18 protein-coding genes are annotated in these 17931 nt (G+C 54.3%); 9 read left to right on the plus strand and 9 right to left on the minus strand.

Annotated elements, in window-relative coordinates; all coding sequences use genetic code 11:
* The coding region (gene pyrD / locus ABF287_RS09605; protein WP_347184786.1) for a dihydroorotate dehydrogenase (quinone) at positions 1-618 on the plus strand (618 nt) is incomplete at its 5' end.
* A gap of 36 nt (positions 619-654) precedes the next feature.
* Here pyrD and ABF287_RS09610 read toward each other — a convergent pair.
* The 3 genes from ABF287_RS09610 to ABF287_RS09620 are packed head-to-tail and all read right to left on the minus strand — an operon-like array spanning position 655 to position 2889.
* Complete coding sequence (locus ABF287_RS09610) at positions 655-1986, minus strand: MATE family efflux transporter (RefSeq protein ID WP_347184787.1); 1332 nt, start codon at positions 1984-1986, stop codon at positions 655-657.
* On the minus strand, positions 1979-2467 hold the full coding sequence (locus tag ABF287_RS09615; RefSeq protein ID WP_347184788.1) for a PaaI family thioesterase: 489 nt from the start codon (positions 2465-2467) through the stop codon (positions 1979-1981). Before ABF287_RS09615 ends, ABF287_RS09610 begins: the two co-directional genes overlap by 8 nt.
* A complete protein-coding gene (locus ABF287_RS09620) occupies positions 2464-2889 on the minus strand; it encodes a PaaI family thioesterase (RefSeq protein WP_347184789.1) in 426 nt (141 codons plus the stop codon). Before ABF287_RS09620 ends, ABF287_RS09615 begins: the two co-directional genes overlap by 4 nt.
* A gap of 226 nt (positions 2890-3115) precedes the next feature.
* Here ABF287_RS09620 and ABF287_RS09625 point away from each other — a divergent pair, with 226 nt between their 5' ends.
* From ABF287_RS09625 to ABF287_RS09660, 8 genes are all read left to right on the plus strand, one after another.
* Positions 3116-3481 carry a MerR family DNA-binding transcriptional regulator gene (locus ABF287_RS09625; protein ID WP_347184790.1) on the plus strand — a complete coding sequence of 122 codons (366 nt, stop codon included), beginning with the start codon at positions 3116-3118 and terminating at the stop codon, positions 3479-3481.
* Between the two features lie 392 nt (positions 3482-3873).
* Positions 3874-4257: a MerR family DNA-binding transcriptional regulator gene (locus tag ABF287_RS09630; protein ID WP_347184791.1), complete on the plus strand. Its 384-nt coding sequence runs from the start codon at positions 3874-3876 to the stop codon at positions 4255-4257.
* 48 nt (positions 4258-4305) lie between these two features.
* A complete protein-coding gene (locus ABF287_RS09635) occupies positions 4306-6078 on the plus strand; it encodes an acyl-CoA dehydrogenase C-terminal domain-containing protein (protein ID WP_347184792.1) in 1773 nt (590 codons plus the stop codon).
* A gap of 353 nt (positions 6079-6431) precedes the next feature.
* The gene (locus ABF287_RS09640) at positions 6432-6758 is read left to right on the plus strand and encodes a hypothetical protein (protein ID WP_347184793.1); all 327 of its coding nucleotides are present in this window, start codon (positions 6432-6434) and stop codon (positions 6756-6758) included.
* Positions 6755-7390 carry a glutathione S-transferase gene (locus ABF287_RS09645; protein WP_347184794.1) on the plus strand — a complete coding sequence of 212 codons (636 nt, stop codon included), beginning with the start codon at positions 6755-6757 and terminating at the stop codon, positions 7388-7390. The genes ABF287_RS09640 and ABF287_RS09645 overlap by 4 nt, the downstream gene beginning before the upstream one ends.
* An 11-nt stretch (positions 7391-7401) precedes the next feature.
* Positions 7402-8613 (plus strand): acetyl-CoA C-acetyltransferase, encoded by a 1212-nt coding sequence (locus tag ABF287_RS09650; RefSeq protein WP_347184795.1) that lies wholly within the window; start codon positions 7402-7404, stop codon positions 8611-8613.
* A gap of 10 nt (positions 8614-8623) precedes the next feature.
* Entirely contained in the window at positions 8624-10831 is a 2208-nt protein-coding gene (locus ABF287_RS09655; RefSeq protein ID WP_347184796.1) for a 3-hydroxyacyl-CoA dehydrogenase NAD-binding domain-containing protein, read from the plus strand.
* 266 nt (positions 10832-11097) lie between these two features.
* The gene (locus ABF287_RS09660) at positions 11098-12117 is read left to right on the plus strand and encodes a hypothetical protein (RefSeq protein ID WP_347184797.1); all 1020 of its coding nucleotides are present in this window, start codon (positions 11098-11100) and stop codon (positions 12115-12117) included.
* A 19-nt stretch (positions 12118-12136) separates the two neighbouring features.
* On the opposite strand, the gene ABF287_RS09665 is transcribed toward ABF287_RS09660, so the two are convergent.
* From ABF287_RS09665 to cdd, 6 genes are all read right to left on the minus strand, one after another.
* Positions 12137-13291: an SPOR domain-containing protein gene (locus tag ABF287_RS09665; RefSeq protein ID WP_347184798.1), complete on the minus strand. Its 1155-nt coding sequence runs from the start codon at positions 13289-13291 to the stop codon at positions 12137-12139.
* Between the two features lie 69 nt (positions 13292-13360).
* Positions 13361-13993 carry a uracil phosphoribosyltransferase gene (gene upp, locus ABF287_RS09670; RefSeq protein WP_347184799.1) on the minus strand — a complete coding sequence of 211 codons (633 nt, stop codon included), beginning with the start codon at positions 13991-13993 and terminating at the stop codon, positions 13361-13363.
* A complete protein-coding gene (locus ABF287_RS09675; RefSeq protein WP_347184800.1) occupies positions 13986-14978 on the minus strand; it encodes an adenosine deaminase in 993 nt (330 codons plus the stop codon). Before ABF287_RS09675 ends, upp begins: the two co-directional genes overlap by 8 nt.
* Positions 14975-16186, minus strand: coding sequence for a phosphopentomutase (locus tag ABF287_RS09680; protein ID WP_347184801.1), 1212 nt, complete (start codon positions 16184-16186; stop codon positions 14975-14977). The genes ABF287_RS09675 and ABF287_RS09680 overlap by 4 nt, the downstream gene beginning before the upstream one ends.
* Positions 16183-17493: a thymidine phosphorylase gene (locus ABF287_RS09685; RefSeq protein ID WP_347184802.1), complete on the minus strand. Its 1311-nt coding sequence runs from the start codon at positions 17491-17493 to the stop codon at positions 16183-16185. Before ABF287_RS09685 ends, ABF287_RS09680 begins: the two co-directional genes overlap by 4 nt.
* A gap of 18 nt (positions 17494-17511) precedes the next feature.
* A complete protein-coding gene (gene cdd, locus ABF287_RS09690) occupies positions 17512-17904 on the minus strand; it encodes a cytidine deaminase (RefSeq protein ID WP_347184803.1) in 393 nt (130 codons plus the stop codon).
* Between the last annotated feature and the right edge of the window lie 27 nt (positions 17905-17931).

Raw genomic sequence — 17931 nt, forward strand, 5'->3', positions numbered from 1 at the left:
CGCGCGGCGGACTTTGCCCGCGTGCTGGCGCATTGCGGCAACCACATCGACTTTGCGACGGTCAATGTGTCGTCGCCCAACACCGAAAAGCTGCGCGATTTGCAAGGACCTGAAGCGCTTGAAGCTTTGCTGGCAGGTGTTCTTGACGCCCGCAAAGGGCTCACGCACGAGGTGCCAGTGTTTTTAAAAATCGCACCGGATCTTGACGCCAGCGAGATCGCGGAAATCGCGGAAGTGGCCAAGAAATCAGGCATCAACGGCGTGATCACAACAAACACCACTTTGTCGCGCGAAGGTTTGAAAAGTGCACACAAAGGCGAAATGGGCGGCCTTTCCGGTGCACCATTGTTCGAAAAGTCCACACGGGTGTTGGCGCAACTGTCCAACATTTTGCGCGATGACGTGCCGTTGATTGGTGTCGGCGGGGTGTCCTCTGCACTGGATGCCTATGCCAAAATTTGCGCAGGCGCATCTATGGTCCAACTCTATTCGGCGATGGTGTACTCAGGGCTTTCACTGGCACCCCAAATTGCCCAAGGCTTGGACGCGCTTTTGAAAGCAGACGGTTTTGAAAACGTGTCAGATGCCGTTGGCACAAAACGCGACAACTGGCTCTAATCCAAATATACGTGGCAATAGCATGGAGAAGTGGCGTTAGCGCGCTGCTTGCCGTTCCAGTTCGGGATATTTCCACGCCAGCGTTGCACCGCGCGCCACATAGCTGATCAACAATGCTGCCCATAAGCCATGCGCCCCGAACAGCGGACTAAGTGTGTAAACTGCGGCCAAGTATACAGCCAGACTGATGGCGCTCATATTGCGCATATCGCGGGTGCGCGTCGCGCCGATAAAGACCCCGTCAAGCATCCAAGCACACAAGCCAACCAAGGGCACGGCAACCATCCATGGTAAAAATCGCCGCGCTTCGCTTTGAACATCGGGCGCAGTGGTCATCACATCGACGATCGCCCCGCCAAAGACCGCAAAAACGACGGCCAACGCCGTGCAGATCAACAATCCCCAAAACGACGCCATCAAGGCCCCACGCCGCAATGCTACGGCAGACCCAGCACCCATCGCTTGTCCCACCAAAACCTCTGCTGTGAAGGCAAAACCGTCCAATGCGAAGGCCGTAATTTGAACGAATTGCATCAAGATATGATTGGCCGCCAATGTTAAGTCGCCAAAGCCAGACCCAAAAAATGCAAAACTCACCATGATCGCCAACAGCAAGACCGAGCGGATCATGATGTCGGTGTTCACGCGCGCCATATTCATCACGCGTTCCATGTCGAATATCTGCGACCACATCCACCAATTGGGATGCGCCAGCGCTGAACGACACAGGTACAAGCCAAGCAAGGCACCTGAAATCTCGGCAATCACCGTTGCACTTGCAACGCCTTGCACGCCCCAGCCAAGCCCGAGCACAAACCAAATATCCAGCACGACATTCAGGCCATTCATCCAAAGCTGTAGCACCAGCACCGCGCGACTGCGCTCAGACGCGATAAGCCACCCCGTGAGCCCAAAAACCGCGATTGCAAAAGGGGCGGACCAAATCCGAATTGAGATATAGCTGCGTGCCAAGCTTTCCACTTCGGCGGACGCAGGCGCCACTTGGAACGCCAACCACAGTATTGGCACCTGCAAAACGATCAACGTAAGCCCTGCCGCCGCCGCAATCATCATGACGCGGCTCAACAGGGCTGATACTTCACCGGCGTTCCCTGCTCCGCGCGCTTGTGCGACCAGACCCGTTGTGCCCATGCGCAAGAACCCAAAGAGCCAAAATATCGACGACAAAATAACCGTGCCCAGCCCAACTGCGCCAATCGGAGCGGCTAGGCCCATTTGCCCCACCACGCCTGTATCGACCACGCCCAAAATCGGAACCGTTGCGTTTGACAACACGATGGGCAGCGCAATCGCCAACACCCGTTTGTGCGTGATGTCAGCCGCAAGAGCCGCGCCTGTTTCAGTCATTGTTCGGCATCAAAAAGTGCCCCGTCGCCATAGCGAATGGACGCGCTTGATTGTCTTGCCATGCCTCCACATGAACGGACGAAATCCTGCGACCCGTTCTCACAATTCTAGCGCGCGCATAGGCATCACGCGGCAAACCAGCGCGCAAATAATCGACGGTTATATCAATGGTCTTGGGCAAAGCTGGCAATTTGTCTATATCGCCGCCAGCTTCGACAATCGGCCAAATCACCGACCAACCGAGCGCCACTTGAGCCGTAATTTCCAAAAAGGCCGCCGTCGCCCCACCGTGCAACGCCTGAAGCGCGGGATTGCCAATCAAGTCGGCGCGAAAGGGCATAACCGCGGTCAATTCATCGCCACGGCGTTCGAATTCAAGCCCTAAGTATGTCGCATATGGCACGCGCGCCTTGAGGGCAACGAGCGCAGAATCTCTGCGCGTTTTGACGACTTGTACGGGTTCGGGGGCTGTTCTGCTCATGTGGCCCGCTCCACTGAAAACGTACCTGTTGCAGTTGCAATAGGTGTTTGCGATGTCCCATCTGTGGCCGTGGCACGCACGAACGCCACGGAACCGGTCACATGGTAGCACTGCGCAGACGCAACAATTTCACTACCTGGTTCGGCTGAGCGCATATAGTCGATACGCAAGTCGATTGTGGCCGTGGCGATACCCGCGTTTGGGTGCGACATCACTGCTGCACCACAACACGTGTCCATCATGGCGGACACAGCCCCCCCATGAATCACACCGGTTTCCAGATCGCCAATCAGCGAGTCACTATAAGGCATGGCGATCTCTGCCTCGCCGGTGCCAAAGTGCTTAAATTGCAACCCAAGCGCCACAGCGTGCGGCAAAGTGGCCATAAACTTTTCGGCCAACTCTGTTCGGTTTTGTCCCATTGTAACCCCTCCATTCAAGACCAATATGCCATAAAGGAAGTCTAGATATCGCGCGAATTTTACCAAATAGCCAACGCTAATTCACGTTGCGAAAAGAAAGTCTTACATCGTGCAACAGCTACCTTGATATCGCAGCAAAGATGTTTGTAATATTTGCGAAGGACTTCGGACCTACGTTGCACTTTGTTTGTTGTCAGTCTAGTTTTGCGGTAAGGAGAACACGATAATGCCCCATGAACGTCTGACGTTTAAAGAAATGTGTGCAAGGTTTGATGTCACGCCGCGCACCTTGCGCTATTACGAATACATTGAACTCCTGTCTCCAGAAAAAGAAGGGCGTTCACGCTTTTACCTGTCGCGTGAAATTGGCCGTATGAAGCTGATCATGCGGGGGCGCAAATATGGGTTCTCTCTCGAAGAAATCCGTCAGTGGCTGATGATGTACGACACCGAAGGGTCGCAAGCGCAATCCAGTGCCTTTATCGCACTCGCGGATCGGCAACTGGCCGAATTGCAGCGACAAAAGGCTGAAATCGAAGAAGCCATTGCGGAATTAGGCCAGCTCAAAAAAGACATTTCGGCCCAAAATTAAGACATGAACCGTGCGGGCTGTGCCCTTTGACGATTTGGCGCAACCAAACGACGTAACGTCTTTAACACTGCCACTTCAGCAAAGCACCCTTTCGCCGCCTCTTACCCCCTATCGCTTTGGTGGTGTTTCGTGCCGCCTTTAGCCATTCCCAAATCGCTGTGACCCCACAAATAGTGGGAAAATGATTTACATCATTCGCAACCGTCAAAACGCTTTGGAAATTTTATTTCATCTAAAGACAATAACTGCATCGAATGTTTCACCTAACAAAAATTGACGCCACGTTACATTTACATACGGGCGAACTTCCCTTGTACAGTTAGCTCACAATGTCCATTTCAGCCGTCTAGCAAAATCATAAAGCACAGACTGCTGAACCGGAGTAAATTGAGATGACGACCAAGGTGATGACAATTCGCCAAATGTGTGACGCGTATGACGTCACACCGCGGACACTACGGTTTTACGAAGCAAAGGAGCTTTTGTTTCCAATACGCGAAGGCCAACGGCGTCTTTTCACTGGGCGTGATCGTGCGCGATTAAAACTTATTTTGCGCGGAAAGCGTTTTGGGTTTTCTCTCGAGCGCATTCGCCAAGTGCTGGATCTATATGACACCGAAAACGGCAGCGAAAAGCAACTCCGAGGCACTTTGGTTGCGTACCAAGAGCGCAAAGCCGATTTGAAACGGCAAGTTGAGGATCTGCAGCAGGTCTTGGTTGAGCTAGAAGAACACATGAGTTTTGTGCGCAATGCACTAGAAGAAAACGTTGCGTAGGAAGTCGTAATCAGCGCCCTTCCTACACTGACTTTAGGGAGAGCAAACATGCCGCAATACACGGCCCCAATCAAAGACATCCAATATGTCTTGCATGATGTCCTAAACATTTCAGGCTCAGATACGCTTGGATATAGCGATCTTGATGCAGAATTCACCGAAGCAATTCTAGAGGCCGCAGGCGCACTTTCTTCAGACGTTTTGGCACCCTTGAACGCTGTGGGTGACAAAGAAGGCTGCACGCTTGAAAACGGTGTGATCACCACCCCTGCAGGTTTTAAAGACGCCTTTGAACAGATCAAAGAAGGCGCATGGCCGGGCCTTGATATGCCCGAAGAATTCGGCGGTCAGGGACTGCCCTATGTCATGGGCACTGCGGTAGGTGAGTTGTTTTCTGCCGCCAACCAAGCTTTCACCATGTATCACGGCCTCACCCATGGCGCGGCGTCTGCGATTTTGGCGCATGGGACCGATGATCAAAAAGCGACCTATTTGCCAAACATGATTTCGTGCGAATGGACCGGCACGATGAACCTGACCGAGTCACATTGCGGCACCGACTTGGGCCTCATGCGCACCAAGGCAGAGCCTCAAGACGACGGCTCTTACAAAATCTCTGGCCAAAAAATCTTTATCTCTGCCGGCGATCACGACATGTCCAACAACGTGATCCACTTGGTCTTGGCCAAGGTTCCAGGTGGCCCCGAAGGCATCAAAGGCGTGTCGCTCTTTATTGTTCCAAAGTTCCGCGTAAACGCTGACGGCAGCGTCGGAGAACGCAATGGCGTGAGCGTCGGATCAATCGAAGAGAAAATGGGCATCCACGGCAATTCAACCTGTGTGATGAATTACGACGACGCGACTGGGTATCTGTTGGGCGATCTCAACAAGGGCATGCGCGCCATGTTCACCATGATGAACGAAGCGCGAATTGGCGTCGCCATGCAGGGTCTGGCCCAAGCCGAGGCCGCCTATCAAAACGCAGTGATTTACGCCAAAGACCGTTTGCAAGGGCGTGCCGTGACAGGTGTTGAAAACCCTGATGGGCCTGCAGATCCTTTGATTGTCCACCCTGACATTCGACGCAACTTGATGGATCAAAAGTCCTTCATCGAAGGGGCGCGTGCCTTTATGCTTTGGGGGGCATCCTTGATTGATTCAAGCCACCGCAACGACAATCACGACGCCGAGGGTTTGATTTCCTTGATGACGCCTGTGCTCAAAGGGTTCCTCACTGACAAAGGCTATGAGGCGACCGTGAACGCGCAGCAAGTCTACGGCGGCCACGGCTACATCGAAGAATGGGGCATGTCGCAATTCACTCGTGATGCGCGCATTGCGATGATCTATGAAGGCGCGAATGGCGTGCAAGCCCTTGATCTTGTTGGACGCAAACTGGCCCAAGATGGCGGCAAACATGTCATGGCCTATTTCGATATGGTCAAATCGTTCTGCAAGTCCGCAGATGCGCCAGAAATGGAAGAGTTCACCACACCGCTCAAAGCCGCCTCAAAAGACCTGCAAGCCGCAGGCATGTATTTCATGCAAAACGGCATGAAAAACCCGAATGCTGCGCTGTCAGGCTCTTATGATTTCATGCATTTGTTCGGCTATGTCTCACTCGGCTTGATGTGGGGCCGCATGGCGGAAACCTCGCTCAAAGCACTGGCCAATGGCACCGATGATCCCGAGTTCCACAAAAACAAACTGATCACCGCGCGCTACTTCATGTCTCGTCAGTTGCCCATGACTGGCACGCTTTTGAAACGTATCGAAAGTGGCGCTGATCCCGTCATGGCATTGTCTGCGGACGCGTTCTAAACGCATCATTTAGTCCAGCTTTGCCGCACATGGCTTTGCGCTACAAAACGCATTCAAAGACCCCGCACCCCGAAAACGGGTGTGGGGCTTTTTTGTTAGAAAGCCGCCAAGACTGTGCAGACCAAACGATGACGGAACGTTACAATGACCAAGTGATTTAGAATGACGCGGCGTTCTGCTGTTGCGATGACAGAAGAAGGCTATCGTCATCTCAAGTCATTCTCGCGGGCGGCGGGGTTGTACGAAAGTGAGGCCCTGCCTTTCCTTTTCGAAACATTCTCATCCGCGACAGATCAAAACATACTCGAACACCGGTGACGGCTGTTCAATTCAGAACTGGAAGATCGCAAACAATGAAACGCTCCGCGCCATTAAGAAAACAGGCTTTAAGTCTGCTAAGCGCGCGCAGTGAGTATTTTTGCCAAGAAAAAACAAGCTGCAAACAAGGTAAAGTTGCGCGCCAACCACGATCGGTCGGGCTCATGTGTCTGAGCAGCTTCTCCGATGTCGGCCAGCGCGGCTTTTCCTTGGGCGGCCATCGGCTCTCCAGCCTGTTCCGCGCCATTCAGCAAAACGCGTTGACCTTAATGCTGGGTAAACTTTTGCGCTTTTTCTTGGCTCCAATACTCAAATTCTACCCTATCATCCCCATGTCTAAGGTATCGGAGGACATACAATGACAGCGAAACTCTATTGCTTTGGTGAAAGCGGAAACTCTTACAAAGCCGCACTCACACTCACTTTATGCGATATCGCGTGGGAACCGGTCTATCTGGACTTTTTTAATGGTGCTGCGCGCACGCCAAGCTTTCGCGAAATGAATGTGATGGCCGAAGCCCCGTTTTTTATCGACGGGGACGTGAAGCTCAGCCAGTCAGGCGTCATTCAGCACTACGCCGTTGAAAAGTCTGGACAACTGGGAGGCAAAACACCCGAAGAAGTTCGCGAAGTGCTGCGTTGGGTTTTGTGGGACAATCACAAGATGTCTGGCGTTGCAGGTCAGACCCGTTTTTTGAATAACTTTCTGTCCGAGGCCAAACGCCCACAGGAAGTGATTGCCTTCAACAAAGCGCGCTTGAACGCCGCCTTCCAAGTGCTCGATGGCGCACTAGAGGGGCGCGATTGGTTGGCCACTGACACCGTAACCATCGCGGACACCGCGTGCTGTGGCTATCTGTTTTACCCTGAACCTTTTGGGTTCACGCGGGCCGATTGGCCAAACATTGACCGTTGGTTGGGAAACATCGAACACCTTCCCGGCTGGCAACACCCCTACGATATGATGCCCGGATCCCCTGCGGATCGGACCTGAGGAGGAAAATCATGACTGAAGCATATATCTATGATGCGGTGCGCAGCCCGCGCGGCAAAGGCCGAAAAGACGGGAGCCTTCATGAGGTCACCGCAGCGCGCCTGTCCGCGCAGATGCTCAACGCAATCAAGGACCGTAGCGGACTTTCAGGTCATGCTGTGGAAGATGTAATTTGGGGCAATGTGACCCAAGTGGGCGAACAAGGCGGCTGCCTTGCACGCACGGCTGTTTTGGCCTCAGACCTTGATGAGCGCATTCCGGGTTTGGCGATCAATCGCTTTTGTGCTTCAGGCATGGAGGCTGTGAACTTGGCCGCCAACCAGATCAAAGGTGGCGCTGGCATGGCCTATATTGCTGGTGGTGTCGAAATGATGGGCCGTGTGGCTATGGGCTCAGACGGCGCTGCGATTGCCGTTGATCCGAGCATTGCCATGGACACTTATTTTGTACCGCAAGGCATCTCTGCTGATATCATCGCCACAGAATACGGGTTTTCGCGCGCAGACGCCGACGCTTTGGCCGCAGAATCGCAAGCGCGCTCAGCCGCCGCTTGGGCCGACAACCGCTTTGCAGGCTCCATCGTGCCTGTGATGGACCAAAACGGCCTGACCATTTTGGACACAGACGAATACATGCGCCCGGGCACTGACATGGAGGCGCTGGCGAAATTGAAGCCTGCTTTCAAAGACATGGGCGAAGTGATGCCCGGCTTTGATAAAGTCGCTTTGATGAAATACCCCCATTTGGAAGCCATCGATCACATCCACCATGCAGGCAACTCGTCTGGCATCGTGGATGGCTCCGCCGCTGTGTTGATCGGCAACAAAGAGTTCGGCGAGAAATACGGCATCAAGCCGCGCGCGCGCATTCGTGCCACCGCGAAAATCGGCACGGACCCGACCATCATGCTGACAGGCCCTGTGCCCGCGACGCAAAAAATCCTTGCGGACAGTGGCATGAGCATTTCCGATATCGACCTGTTTGAAGTCAACGAAGCATTCGCCTCAGTCGTCTTGCGCTTCATGCAGGCGTTTGATGTGGACAGCTCAAAAGTGAACGTCAACGGCGGGTCTATCGCGATGGGGCACCCATTAGGAGCCACTGGCGCGATCATCATCGGCACTTTGCTGGACGAACTTGAACGCACAGGCAAAGGCACAGGCCTTGCAACATTGTGCATCGCATCCGGCATGGGTGCAGCCACAATTATCGAGCGGATGTGAGGAGGCAGACATGACAGATTTTACTTATAGCGTAGATGCAGACGGCGTGGCTGTGATCACTTGGGACGTCAAAGCCAAAAGCATGAATGTGCTGTCGCTTGAAGGCCTCGACGCTTTGATGGCACATATCGATACAGCCCTCGCGGACGATGAGGTCAAAGGCGCGGTGATCACCTCGGGCAAAGATACGTTTGCCGGCGGGATGGATTTGAACATCATCGCCTCGATGAAAGACAGCGCTGGCGACAACCCCGCCAAAGGCCTGTTTGACGGCCTCATGGAATTTCATGCCAAATTGCGCAAAATTGAGCGTGCAGGTATGGATCCGAAAACCAACAAAGGCGGCAAACCGATTGCGGCCGCCCTGCCCGGCACCGCGCTTGGCATTGGCTTGGAAATTCCGCTCGCCTGTCATCACATTTTCGCGGCAGAAAACCCGAAAGCCAAAATCGGCTTGCCAGAAATCAAGGTTGGTATTTTCCCAGGCGCTGGCGGCACGACACGCGTGTCTCGCAAACTTGGCGCGATGGCGGCCTCGCCCATCCTGCTGCAAGGCCAGATGATGGACCCGAAAAAGGCGAAGGCCAGCGGTGTGATTGACGAAGTCGTGCCCGCAGATGAGCTTTTGTCCACAGCCAAGGCTTGGGTTTTGAGCGCAACCGACGCTGATATTTTAAAACCTTGGGACGCCAAAGGCTGGAAGATGCCCGGTGGCGCGCCGTATCACCCAGCGGGCTTTATGACTTTTGTCGGCGCATCTGCGATGGTCAACGGTCAAACGCAGGGTGTATACCCAGCTGCCAAGGCCATGTTGTCAGCGATCTATGAAGGCGCGCAGGTGCCCTTTGATGTGGCGCTGAAAATCGAGGCGCGTTGGTTCACCAATGTGCTGATGAATCCGTCTTCTGGCGCGATGATACGGTCATTGTTTATCAACAAAGAAGCTTTGGAAAAGGGCGCGAACCGTCCTGATGTGGCCGATCAACGCGTCAACAAAGTTGGCGTGATCGGCGCGGGCATGATGGGCGCGGGTATCGCCTATGTGTCTGCCAATGCAGGCATCGATGTTGTCTTGATCGATGCAAAACAAGAAAGCGCTGATAAAGGAAAATCTTACTCTGAGGGCATCTTGGACAAAGGCATTTCTCGCAAGAAAGTCACGCCTGAGAAGAAAGAACAGGTGGTGGCGCGGATCAACGCGACCACCGATTATGACGCGCTTAAAGGCTGTGATTTGATCGTCGAAGCGGTGTTTGAAGACCCATCTGTGAAAGCCGAAGTGACCGCCAAAGTTGAGGCCATTGTGGGCGAAGACTGTATTTTTGCCACCAACACCTCGACCCTGCCGATCACAGATTTGGCCAAAGCGTCGAAACGTGCGGATCAGTTCATCGGCATCCACTTCTTTAGCCCTGTCGACAAAATGCTTTTGGTCGAAATCATTAAAGGCAAAAAGACCGGCGATGTGGCCGTGGCCAAAGCCCTTGATTTCGTACGTCAAATTCGCAAAACGCCAATCGTGGTCAATGACGAGCGGTTCTTTTACGCCAATCGCTGCATCATCCCTTACATCAACGAAGGCGTGCGCATGGCGGCCGAGGGCGTTGAATTGCCTTTGATCGAAAACGCAGCCAAGCTGTTGGGCATGCCGCTTGGGCCGTTGCAGTTGATTGATGAGACCTCCGTTGATTTGGGTGTCAAAATTGCCAAGGCCACGAAGGCCGCGATGGGCGACGCATACCCAGATGAAGCCGTAGATGAGGTCGTATTCTGGTTGGCAGAGCAAGGCCGTTTGGGGCGCAAGGCAAATGCCGGTTTCTATGACTACAATGAGAAAGGCAAACGCGGCGCACTGTGGTCCGGCTTCGCGGACGAATTCCCAGTGGCCGAAAGCCAGCCAGAGCTGGACGAAGTGCAACACCGCATGATCATGGCTCAAGTTCTAGAGGCAGTGCGCGCTTTGGAAGCTGGCGTGTTGACCGACATTCGCGAAGGCGACGTGGGCGCGATCCTAGGGTGGGGCTTTATGCCATGGTCCGGCGGTCCGTTCAGCTGGCTCGACATCATCGGCGCAGCCCAAGCTGTCGATATTTGCGACAAACTGACAGCCACACACGGATCGCGGTTTGAAACACCTGCACTGCTGCGTGAAATGGCCGCTGCAGGTGAGACGTTCTACGGTCGATTTGGCTCAGGGTCCGATCAAAAGGCAGCGTAGAGCCATTGCACATATTCAGCCCTTGAGCATTCGTGCTCAGGGGCCCCAAAGCAACCAAGGGTCAAAGCTGTGCCACCCGTTCTTGGACTTGAAGTAGGGACGGATTTTCGGTCAAGCGACATCATCATGATCAAGTGTGTGCAGGTGGTCTGAAATTTTTAAAGCTATATTTTCCGCTGAACCAGCTACGAATAGTGCGACCAGAGATTGTGAAGGGCTTCAATCCGCAGTAGATTGGCGCAAAGCAACAAAATGAGCAGACGCGCATGACCGCGCTTACCAAATTTGATCGTCTCGAAGCCTCTGCGCTGTGGCGGCCCCAAGGGGAAACTCAAAGGGTCGAAGTCATTGTGTCTATGGGCGATGCAACGCTGACCATCAGCAACCTGAACGAACAGCCCTTGTCGCATTGGTCCCTGCCCGCCATCGAGCGCATCAACGGCACCAATGAACGTCTTGCGATCTATGCCCCCGGTCCAGACACGGACGAACGCCTTGAAACCGAAGACGAAACCATGATTGCCGCCATTGCGCGGATTCAGCGCGCCATTGAACGTGGCACAGCGCGGCAAGGTCGCGTTCGGGGCGGTCTATTGGCAGGCGTCTGCGTCGGAATGTTAGCCATCGGCATATTTTGGCTGCCTGGTGCCCTTGTGCGCCAAGCCACCAGCATCGTGCCAGACGTGACGCGCAATCAGATCGGCGCCTCTTTGCTATCGCGCCTCGAACGCCTGTCGGGAAGACCCTGCCAAACGCCGCAGGGCACAATTGCGCTGCGCCTTCTCAACGCGCGCTTAAGCACCAACCCAGTTGGTGAAATCGTCGTTCTGCGCAGTGGTTTGGAAAGCCCCAAAACGTTGCCTGGCGGTTACATTTTGCTGGACCGCAGTGTCATCGAAGATCACGAAGATCCGGATGTGGTCGCGGGCTACGTTTTGGCAGAACAACAGCGCGCGCAAGACGTTGATCCGCTTGAACACCTTTTGCAACATGCTGGATTTTTGACGCCTCTCAAGCTTTTGACCAGTGGGCATATTCCGGATGCAGCACTCGACAGTTACGCCGAAGATCTTTTGCGTGAAACGCCTGCGCCCGTCGCCATGGAGGCATTGGTCGAACGATTTGCCAAAGCTGAAGTCCGTTCCTTGCCCTACGCGCAAGCAATTGACATCACAGGCGCAGAAACGCTCCCGCTGATCGAAGCCGACGCTGTGCGTTTGCAGTCAGCGCGCCCCGTTTTGACGGACGGCCAATGGGTAGCTTTGCAAAACATCTGCGGCGGATAACGGCAGTCTGCAACGCAAACTACCGACGCGCAAACGCATCCTTGTAACCTGCTGAACGGGCCTGCTTCAAAGCGGCCTTTGTTTGGGCATGCGTCTCAAACGGGCCAGACAAGATAACCTTCACGCGCTTTCCATTCAGGGTAATAAACTGTGAGGCGACGGGCAACCCTAACGCGTGAAGCCGCGCGATTGATCTCTCCGCATTGCTCGGCACGCCAAAAATGCCAACCTGTACATAGCGTTTGCCAAGTTTAGGAGGCATCGTGTGCGTTGCCACTTTCCTGACTGGCTGGGGTTTCGCATTTACAGCAGCATCTGTCTGGGCGTTTGCTGTCGCAGAATCAGGCGATGCAACCTTCGCGACCTGAGATTCCTCGGGGCGCAGTTGCGGTCTTTTGCTTTGCGTTGGGACTGCGTCCACCTTTTGCACAGCTGGCGCAGGCGGCGTCACCAGTGCCTCTGGCTCCGCCGTTTGCTCAGCGCTTGCCATCTGCATTTCGGGCGCGGCCTCATCTACGCTCTCCGGCCCCTCAACCTCGTCCATGTTCTCAGGCACTGAAACGGGTAACGTGACTCCAGGTTCTGGAACTTCTGCAACCTCGGCATCAACCGCCTCAACGGGAACCCGAACAAACGTCGGTTCGGTTGTGGTCAAGGTTCCACCATCCGATGTACGCACAGTCAGCCCAGCAGGCAAACGCTTCACAACAAAGTTGGTGGACGGATCTTCTTGCGCTGCGCAGTTTGATGACTCAGTTGATTCAGCGGCATCACAGGCCTCAGCCACATCTAAGGCTTCAGCTACGGCCTCATCTTCTTTAACGTCACTGGCGTCGAGAGGTTGCTCAACCGCACCGACATCACTGTCGTCTTTGATGACGACATCAGTGTCTGGCGCAGGTACGACGTCTGGCTCGGGCGACGGCAAAGACGGTTTAAATCCACACAACACCGTCCCGTCACGCGCCAAACGCGGCGCCCACAAAGGCGCATCAGTGTTCAAACTGCGCACAAAGGCACACCCTGTACTGTCGACATATTGGCGCGCTGCAAAACTAGCAGGTGGAATTTCAGCTGGCCCGTCAGAGCTCGCCAAAACTGGCCCTATGCTCATACCAAACACACCGACAAAAGCGGCCCCAATGGCCCGCACCGTAATTTTAGTGATCTTCATAAACGCCTCAGCCCGAACATTTATGTGTGTTGTGACACAGTTCCGCCGCTTTGTTTAGCGCCAATTGACTTACTTTGTGCCAAACATACGGTCACCCGCATCCCCAAGACCCGGAATGATGTAGCCTTTGTCGTTTAACTTTTCGTCAACCGACGCCGTAACAATGGGCACATCTGGGTGGGCCTTTTTCATTGTCGCAATGCCTTCTGGAGACGCCAAAAGGCACAAGAAGCGAATGTTCGTCGCACCAGATTTTTTCAACAGATCAATGGCCGCAACCGAAGAATTGCCCGTGGCAAGCATCGGATCAACTGCGATCACAAGCCGATCTTCCATCGCTTCGGGCACTTTGAAATAATATTGCACTGGCTCAAGTGTTTCTTCGTCGCGGTACAAGCCCACGAACCCAACGCGCGCCGAGGGGATCAGTTCAAGAACCCCATCCAACAAACCGTTGCCTGCGCGCAAAATAGAAATCAGCGCAAGCTTTTTACCGGCAAGAACAGGGGCATCCATCTTTTGCATCGGTGTTTCGATTTCGCGCGATGTCATTTCCAACTCGCGCGTCACCTCATAGGCCAAAAGTTGAGAAATCTCGCGCAAAAGCTGACGAAATTCGCCCGTAGATGTGGACTTGTCCCGCATCAACGTCAGCTTGTGCTGCACCAAAGGATGAGTGACGACAGTAAGGTGTTCAAGCATCGTTTTGCTCCAAAGTTGATTTCAAGGCACTGCGGGTTGCATCGTCGCAAAACGCCGCGTCCAAAGCTGTTGTGTTCAATGCTGCAAAATCAGTGGCGTCCCAGCTAAATGTCTGAGCCAAAGCACCAAATTCTTTACGCATAGTTGTATGGAAAAAGGGTGGATCATCGGTCGACACTGTGACCTTCACGCCCCGCTCGCGCAGTTTTGCGATGGGGTGATCTGCCAGCGTTTTGTAAACGCCCAGCGCCACATTGGACCCTGGGCACACTTCCAAAACGACATCTTTTTCAAGGATTTCGTCGATCAATGCATCATCTTCAATCGCGCGCACGCCGTGGCCAATGCGCGAGACACCCAAATCGCGGATCGCATCACGCACGCTTTCAGGTCCACCCCATTCGCCCGCATGCGATGTTAGCTGAAGCCCCGCTTCTTTCGCCATATCAAAGGCATAGGCGTAATCACGTTGCGCGCCAAAGGCCTCGTCGCCGCCCATGCCAAACCCAGTGACAAAGCTGCTGGCCGTTTCTGCGGCACAAATCGCGGTCTTTTTGGCTTTATCAGGTCCGAAATGACGCACACATGTGGGAATGCCTTTGAGGATGATCCCAGCCTCATTTTGCATCTCTTCGGCGGCCTGTTCGATGGCGGCCAAATAGTCTTTCCAAGCGATCAAATCGCCACCACCACAAAAATCAGGCGCCAAGAACGTCTCGGCGTAAATAACTTGGTTGGCAACGCATTCTTCCAAAACGGCACGGGTGAGACGGTAGAAATCTTGCGGACTTTGCAAAACCGTCGTTGCCGCCTCATAGACCCGAAGGAAATCAACAAAATCTTTATATTTATACGCGCCGTTTTCATCGAAAATCCGGCCGATATCGACGTTTTTCTCTTTGGCCAATCCGCGAATAAATGCAGGCGGCGCTGCCCCTTCCAGATGCAGGTGCAACTCAAGCTTTTTAAGGTCTTGTACGGTCATAGAAAACTCCTTCCGGGGCCTTGTGAAGGCACCCCGAGATGTTTGGCGATGGACGCAGCAACGTCCACAAAATTAACGTTTCCGATTGGTTTTGCACCAACGCCAGTGCCAAGCACGGGCACACGTTCACGGGTGTGATCTGTCCCCACCCAAGTGGGATCGTTCCCATGGTCTGCGGTAAATAGAATAAGGTCGCCTGCTTTCATGCGCGCCAACAGACGGGCAATTTGCGCGTCGAACCATTCAAGATGGCGCGCATAGCCTGACACGTCGCGGCGATGGCCAAACAGACTGTCAAATTCTACGAAATTGGCAAAGACAAATGCCCCGTCCGGTGCCTCGTCCATCACATCACACAGATGATCAAACAAAACCGCGTCACTGCCCTTTCGCAAATCACTTACGCCGCGCATTGAAAAAATATCACCAATCTTTCCAACAGCATATGTCTTGCGACCTGCATCATAGGCCCAATCCAAAAGCGTTGGGCTAGGCGCTGCAATGGCATAATCATGGCGGTTTTGAGTGCGCGTGAACCCGTCTTTGACAGAACCGACGAAAGGTCTTGCGATGACCCGACCCAGCTTCATTTCATGGAGCACTGGCGCCAAATCCTTACACAGCTTCAACAGCCGTTCGAGACCAAAATGCTCTTCGTGGGCGGCGATTTGCATCACGCTGTCAGCCGAAGTGTAAATGATCGGCCACCCCGTTTTCACGTGTTCAGCCCCAAAGGTATTAATGACTTCTATGCCCGAAGAATGGCCATTGCAGAGCGTTCCACCGGCCCCACTCAACTTTGCGGTCAGCTCCATGATTTCAGCTGGAAAAGATGGTTTCGCATCTGGAAAATAGTGCCAATCCCAAGGCACAGGAACACCGGCAAGTTCCCAGTGTCCAGACGGCGTATCTTTGCCGCGAGACACCTCGGTTGCGACGCCGAACAATCCTTGCGGGACACCGGCAAATCCCGGCACGGCATCCGAACTGGCAATCCGCAGTGCCGCTCCCAGTCCCATTGCTTCCAAATGAGGAATGTTCAGCGGACCCGAACGGCCCTCTTCGGCGCGTCCTGCACTGCACTCTTGTATGATATGCGCCAAGGTGTTTGCGCCAGTATCGGGCACATCCCCGTTGAAAAATGTATCGGCATCCGGCGCACCACCAGCCCCGACTGAATCCATAACAATCAAAAACGCTCGTGTCATACGGACACCTTCTCTAGAACCAATTCAGACTTTTTCGGGGCGACATCGGCAATGGAAACGGCGCTTAACAACGCAGCTTCAGCCGCATCCGCATCCTCAGGGGATCGTGCATGTATCGTTGCGATCAGCACGTCTTGGCCCGTTGGCTCGCCCAGCGCACAGACGTTTGACAACCCAACAGCCGGATCGATCCGTTCGCCGCCTTTCATACGCCCGCCTCCCAAATGCACTACAGCCATGCCCATGGCTTTGCCATCCATGGCGGCCACAAAGCCGGATCTTGGTGCTGTTACATCTCGAACAACGGGTGCCGCAGGCAGACGATCACGCCAGTTGTCCACGAAATCCTTAGGCCCACCAAGCGCCGACACCATTTGGCCAAACCGCTCAGCTGCGGAGCCGTCCGTCAGTGTGTCGCGCACAGCCCAGCTTGCGGCGTCAATGTCATCGGACATGCCACTGAGCACCATCAGTTCGCCGCCCAAGGCGCAGGTCAGATCACACAGATCGTTGTCCACCTCGCCTGATGTGAGGGCTTTCATAACTTCCATGATCTCAAGCGCATTGCCAAGCGACGGACAGCAAGGTTGGTTCATATCGGTGATCAAGGCAGAGGTCTTGCACCCCGCCCCATTTGCTGTCTTCACCAAACTTTGCGCGAGCGCTTGGGCCTCTGCCACTGTCGACATAAACGCGCCAGTGCCGCATTTCACGTCAAGCACCAAAGCCTCAAGCCCTGCCGCCAGCTTCTTGGACAAGATGGACGCGGTGATCAAATCAATGCTTTCGACCGTGCCTGTTACATCGCGAATTGCATAGAGCCGCTTGTCAGCGGGCGCGATCGCCCCCGTGGCAGACACAATCGCACAGCCCACCTCAGTTACGACATCGCGAAACTTGTCTTCGCTCACTTCAGTCTTCAGGCCCGCAATGGATTCCAACTTATCCAACGTGCCGCCTGTGTGACCAAGACCACGCCCAGACACCATAGGAACATAGGCCCCCAAAGCGGCCAAAGCAGGCGCGAGCAACAACGACACGCAATCGCCAATACCCCCAGTGGAGTGCTTATCAATTGTGGGTGCAGGATAATCCCATTGCATCACATCGCCACTGTCGCGCATCGCCAGTGTCAGCGCCACGCGTTCAGGGTCCGTCATACCATTGAGCACCGCCGCCATTGCAAAAGCACCGGCCTGCGCATCGCTGATGGCACCGGACGCCAAGCCCGCGGCAAACCACGTCAATTCAGCAGGTGAAAGCGCCTGCTTGTCGCGGAGTTTTGCAATGAGTTCCCGTGCATCCATAACCGTCACACTTTCACTTTATGACATATCCAACTGATCTTTCGAAAACGCCCCAGGCAACAACTCCCCAACAGTCATCGAAAGGGACACACCGTCCAAGTTGGCCATTGTGACGCGCACATCCGCATCAGAGAATTCTTTAAGTTTTTGCCGGCAGCCACCACAGGGTTGCACAGGAGTCGGCGCATCCGCGATGACAGCGACTTCCGCGATTTGCGTTTGCCCTGCTGCGATCATGGCCGCAATGGCACCAGCTTCGGCGCAGGTGCCCTCAGGATAGGCCGCATTTTCCACATTCACCCCGACGAAAACGTCGCCCGATACGCTGCGCAAGGCAACGCCGACTTTGAACTTTGAATAAGGCGCATAGGCTTTTTCGCGGATGTCGCGTGCGGCGGAAAGTAGAGACACGGGCGGTCACCTCATAATTTTGACTGT

The organism is Pacificibacter sp., from assembly GCF_039769035.1.
Lineage (GTDB): Bacteria > Pseudomonadota > Alphaproteobacteria > Rhodobacterales > Rhodobacteraceae > Celeribacter.

Coding starts and splice junctions, on each gene's coding strand:
- ABF287_RS09645 (WP_347184794.1), top strand. CDS start 6,755: ATGACAGCGAAACTCTATTGCTTTGGTGAAAGCGGAAACTCTTACAAA.
- ABF287_RS09655 (WP_347184796.1), top strand. CDS start 8,624: ATGACAGATTTTACTTATAGCGTAGATGCAGACGGCGTGGCTGTGATC.
- ABF287_RS09640 (WP_347184793.1), top strand. CDS start 6,432: ATGAAACGCTCCGCGCCATTAAGAAAACAGGCTTTAAGTCTGCTAAGC.
- ABF287_RS09680 (WP_347184801.1), bottom strand. CDS start 16,186: ATGACACGAGCGTTTTTGATTGTTATGGATTCAGTCGGGGCTGGTGGT.
- ABF287_RS09610 (WP_347184787.1), bottom strand. CDS start 1,986: ATGACTGAAACAGGCGCGGCTCTTGCGGCTGACATCACGCACAAACGG.
- upp (WP_347184799.1), bottom strand. CDS start 13,993: ATGCTTGAACACCTTACTGTCGTCACTCATCCTTTGGTGCAGCACAAG.
- ABF287_RS09660 (WP_347184797.1), top strand. CDS start 11,098: ATGACCGCGCTTACCAAATTTGATCGTCTCGAAGCCTCTGCGCTGTGG.
- ABF287_RS09620 (WP_347184789.1), bottom strand. CDS start 2,889: ATGGGACAAAACCGAACAGAGTTGGCCGAAAAGTTTATGGCCACTTTG.
- ABF287_RS09650 (WP_347184795.1), top strand. CDS start 7,402: ATGACTGAAGCATATATCTATGATGCGGTGCGCAGCCCGCGCGGCAAA.
- ABF287_RS09685 (WP_347184802.1), bottom strand. CDS start 17,493: ATGGATGCACGGGAACTCATTGCAAAACTCCGCGACAAGCAGGCGCTT.
- ABF287_RS09615 (WP_347184788.1), bottom strand. CDS start 2,467: ATGAGCAGAACAGCCCCCGAACCCGTACAAGTCGTCAAAACGCGCAGA.
- ABF287_RS09625 (WP_347184790.1), top strand. CDS start 3,116: ATGCCCCATGAACGTCTGACGTTTAAAGAAATGTGTGCAAGGTTTGAT.
- ABF287_RS09665 (WP_347184798.1), bottom strand. CDS start 13,291: ATGAAGATCACTAAAATTACGGTGCGGGCCATTGGGGCCGCTTTTGTC.
- ABF287_RS09630 (WP_347184791.1), top strand. CDS start 3,874: ATGACGACCAAGGTGATGACAATTCGCCAAATGTGTGACGCGTATGAC.
- ABF287_RS09675 (WP_347184800.1), bottom strand. CDS start 14,978: ATGACCGTACAAGACCTTAAAAAGCTTGAGTTGCACCTGCATCTGGAA.
- ABF287_RS09635 (WP_347184792.1), top strand. CDS start 4,306: ATGCCGCAATACACGGCCCCAATCAAAGACATCCAATATGTCTTGCAT.